The 3,658-nt window shown below is 63.5% G+C and carries 5 protein-coding genes; 1 reads left to right on the forward strand and 4 read right to left on the reverse strand.

From position 1 onward, the window contains the following. Positions 1-274 (reverse strand): ATP-binding cassette domain-containing protein (locus EOA24_RS30775; RefSeq protein ID WP_127410426.1); only part of this gene is annotated, 274 nt, incomplete at its 3' end. A 79-nt stretch (positions 275-353) separates the two neighbouring features. Next, complete coding sequence (locus EOA24_RS30780) at positions 354-1,394, reverse strand: ABC transporter substrate-binding protein (RefSeq protein WP_127410425.1); 1,041 nt, start codon at positions 1,392-1,394, stop codon at positions 354-356. A 226-nt stretch (positions 1,395-1,620) separates the two neighbouring features. Between EOA24_RS30780 and EOA24_RS30785 the strand changes: the two genes are divergently transcribed. Beyond that, positions 1,621-2,322 (forward strand): GntR family transcriptional regulator, encoded by a 702-nt coding sequence (locus EOA24_RS30785; RefSeq protein WP_189343208.1) that lies wholly within the window; start codon positions 1,621-1,623, stop codon positions 2,320-2,322. 17 nt (positions 2,323-2,339) lie between these two features. Here the strand turns inward: EOA24_RS30785 and EOA24_RS30790 are convergent, their stop codons facing one another. Both EOA24_RS30790 and EOA24_RS30795 read right to left on the reverse strand, forming a co-directional pair. Continuing rightward, positions 2,340-3,425 (reverse strand): ABC transporter ATP-binding protein, encoded by a 1,086-nt coding sequence (locus EOA24_RS30790; RefSeq protein ID WP_126078635.1) that lies wholly within the window; start codon positions 3,423-3,425, stop codon positions 2,340-2,342. After that, positions 3,415-3,658, reverse strand: a 244-nt coding sequence (locus EOA24_RS30795; RefSeq protein ID WP_133374691.1) for a cupin domain-containing protein, incomplete at its 5' end; no start/stop codon positions are given. The genes EOA24_RS30790 and EOA24_RS30795, both read right to left, overlap by 11 nt.

Here is a 3,658-nt window from a genome sequence, read left to right on the forward strand (position 1 = left end):
GCGCATAGTTCTGGAACACCATGCCGATGTTGCGCTTGTGCGGCGGCATGGTGATGATCTCCTCGCCTCCGACCTTGATCGAGCCGGCATTGGCCCGCACGAAGCCGGCCAGGATCATCAGCAAGGTCGTCTTTCCCGAGCCGGACGGCCCGAGCAGCGTCAGGAATTCGCCCGCCGCGACATCGAGGCTGAGATCGCTGAGGATGGAGACCGCGCCGAAGCGCTTCTCAATCCCGCTTATGCCGATGGGCAGCGCGGACTGCGCGAGAGACAACAGCATCTCCTTCAACTCCGGATCATTTTTGCGAAACGATGCGGAGCGGCGCCGCAAGGACGCCACTCCGGTACGATCCTCATTGCTGGATCAGGTTGTTGAGCTTCTCCGTCGCCTCGACGAGGGTGTCGCGCCAGAAGGCCGGGTCCTGCAGCACCTGCTTCTTGACGTTCTCGGGTGAGGAATTGATGTCCTTGATGCGCTCGGGCGGGATCTTGCCGGTCTCGAAAGCCTTCTCGTTGGCCGGGCCGTTGTCGACATAGAGCGGCAAGTTGGCCTGGAGATCGGGGCTGACGAACTTGGCCAGCGCCTTCATGGCGATGTCCTTGTTCTTCGAGCCCTTCGGGATGACCATGCAGTCGGCGGTCAGCACGCCCTGGTCGAAGGAGAAGCTGACCGGCGCACCGCTCTTCTTCAGTGTGCCGGCGCGGCCGTTCCAGATGCTGGCCATATCGACCTCGCCGTCCTTGACGAGCTGCATGGCCTGTGCGCCGGAGGTCCACCAGGCATCGATATGACCCTTGATCTTGTCGACGGATTGCAGCGCACCGTCGATGTCGACCGGGTAGACCTTGTCGATTGGAATGCCCTTGGCGAGAGCGGCGACGCTCAGCGTCTCCGTCGCCTGGCTGCCGGAGAGCGCGCGGCGGCCGGGGAATTTCTCGACGTTCCAGAAATCGGCCCAGGTCTTCGGGCCTTTGTCGCCGAAGACATCGGTCCGGTAGATCAGCACGACGGACGTGTAGGAGATGCCGACCCAGTCGTCATGCACGAGCTTGGGATTGATGCCGGTCTTGTCGATGACATTGTAGTCCAGTTTCTCGAACAGGCCTTCCTTGGAGCCGCGCGCGCATTCGTCGGCGCCAAGCTCGGTGATATCCCATTTGACGGCGTTGCCGGTGACCTGCAGGCGCACGTCGTCGAGGCCGTTGGTGGTGTCCTGCTTGATGGTGATGCCGAGTTCCTTGGCCGTCGGATCGAAGAAGGCCTTGGTTTGTGCTTCCTGATAGGTGCCGCCCCATGAGGCGACGGTGATGGTGTCGGCGGCCGACGCCGGAACGGCGGCCGATGCCAGCAGCCCGGCAATCGCCAGGCCGTGAATAAAAAGTCTCTTCGTCATTTTCGCTTCTCCAACCGGTGTTCCCGTTATCGTTGATTTGGTATGCTAATTTGTATACAATTTTGAGTGTAATTCGACGGAAGCCGATGTCAACATGGGCTTCAGGTTTTTGATGGTGGAGAAGCGGGACAGTTCGAAGCGGCCGCGCACGCGACAGGGTCTGTTCAAGCGGGCGCTAAAAGGCACTAGACTGCGATTCCATGACTGACCGTTGGAGGCGGGACGTTTGAGCAAGGAAAGAAAAAACACGCTGCGCGACTCGGTCTTCGAGAAGCTGAAGGCGTTGATCATCACCGGCCAGATCCCGCCGGGCGGCCGCGTGACGGAAAACGAGATCGCCGAGCGCCTCAAGGTCAGCCGCACGCCGGTGCGTGAAGCCTTCAACCGGCTGGAACGCGACGGGCTGGTGATCGGCCGGCCGCGCCAGGGCTATGTGGTGGCCGAATTCAACATCACCATGTTCCGCGAGGCCTTCGACATCCGCGAATTGCTTGATGGCCGCGCGACCGAGCTGGCCGCGGCCAATGCGAGCGCCGCCGACAAGGCGAAATTGCGCGAGATGCTCGCCGAATGCGAAAGGCTGGCGGCGATCCCGGATCGCAGCACGCGCGAAAAATTCGAGGAGCTCCAGGTCGGCATCGACCTGCACCGGGTGATCGCCGAAATCGGCGGAAACGAGATGCTCCATGGCATGCTCTGCGGCATCCTCGACAAGTGCCAGCAATATGTCTGGACCGAGCTTCTGTGGCTGGACGAATGGAAGCTTACCCGCGAGGAGCACGCTGGCATCGTCGACGCGATCTGCGCCGGCGATGTGGCTCTGGCCGGCGAGCGCGCCCGCGCGCATGTGCGCGGCTCACGCGAGAACATCCTGCGCCTGCTGCAGGCCAAGTCCGACTATCAGGGATTCTTCGCCAAGGCTTCTTGAGTCTTGAGCCCTGTCCGTCAGCTGGAAAGCATGGGGCAGTTGGCGCCGCGCCGCAGACTGACATGCGCCACGTCGCCGACGCTGAATTGAAAACCGTCGGCGCGCCGCGGCGCGTCGATGACTATCGCAGTCCCCTGCCCGAGCTCGGCATGCAGGCGCAGCGTGCGGCCGTGGAAGACGACACCGCTGACCCGCGCCGGCGCGGTGCCCTCGCCGGATTCGCTGGCGGCGAGAAGATCTTCCGGGCGCACGCCAATGGTGCGGGTGTCGCCGGCGGCCGGCGTCTCGCTGCTGTCTGAGGTCGCCTCCAGCGGCAGCTCGCCGGCGGCGAAGCGCAGGCGTTCGCCGTCTCGGCCGACGAAGAGCGACTGCAAGAGATTCATCGTGCCGATGAAGGAGGCGACGAAGCGCGTCGCGGGCCGGTCGTAGAGCGTTGCCGGCGCTGCGATCTGCTCGATGCGGCCCTTGTTCATGACGACGATGCGGTCGGAGATCGACAGCGCCTCGGTCTGGTCGTGGGTAACCATGACGAAGGTGGTGCCAAGCCGCGACTGCAGCCGTTTCAATTCGACCTGCATCTGCTCGCGCAGATGCGCGTCGAGCGCCGACAGCGGCTCGTCGAGAAGGAGCACGCGCGGCTCGCAGACAATGGCGCGAGCTAGCGCGACGCGCTGGCGCTGGCCGCCGGACAATTCGGAGACGCGGGCGCGCAGCTTGTCGGCGAGGCCAACCATGTCGAGCGCCTCGCGGATGCGTTTTGCCTGCTCGGTGCCGGACATTTTGCGCAGCGACAGTCCGAAGCCGACATTGGCCGCGACATCCATGTGCGGGAACAGCGCATAGTCCTGGAAGACGGTGTTCACCGGCCGGTCGAAGGGCCGCAAGCCCGTGATGTCGCGGCCTTCGAGCAGGACATTGCCGCTGGTTGGGCTTTCGAAGCCGGCAATGACGCGGAGGCTCGTCGTCTTGCCGCAGCCGGAGGGACCAAGCAGCGTCAGGAATTCGCCCGGAGCGATGTCGAGATCGACGCTATCAAGACCAACAATGCCGCCGGGGAAGACTTTCGAGACTTTCTGCAACCGAACGAGCGCATCAGGCGCCATCGCGCACCTCGGACGGTTTTGTCGTGTTGACCCACAGGATCTGGCATCGCTCCGCTCCCGGATTGCGGAAGGCGTGCAGCAGCGTGCTTTTGAAGGCAAAACTGTCGCCGGCCTTAAGCACATAGGTCGTTGCGTCGACCACCAGCTCGACCTCACCGGTCATGACGAAGCCGAATTCGTGGCCGGCATGGGCGTAGGCTTCCGCCGTGCCGCCGCCGGCCTCGACCGTGACC

The sequence above is a fragment of the Mesorhizobium sp. M2A.F.Ca.ET.039.01.1.1 genome, assembly GCF_003998035.1.
Lineage (GTDB): Bacteria > Pseudomonadota > Alphaproteobacteria > Rhizobiales > Rhizobiaceae > Mesorhizobium.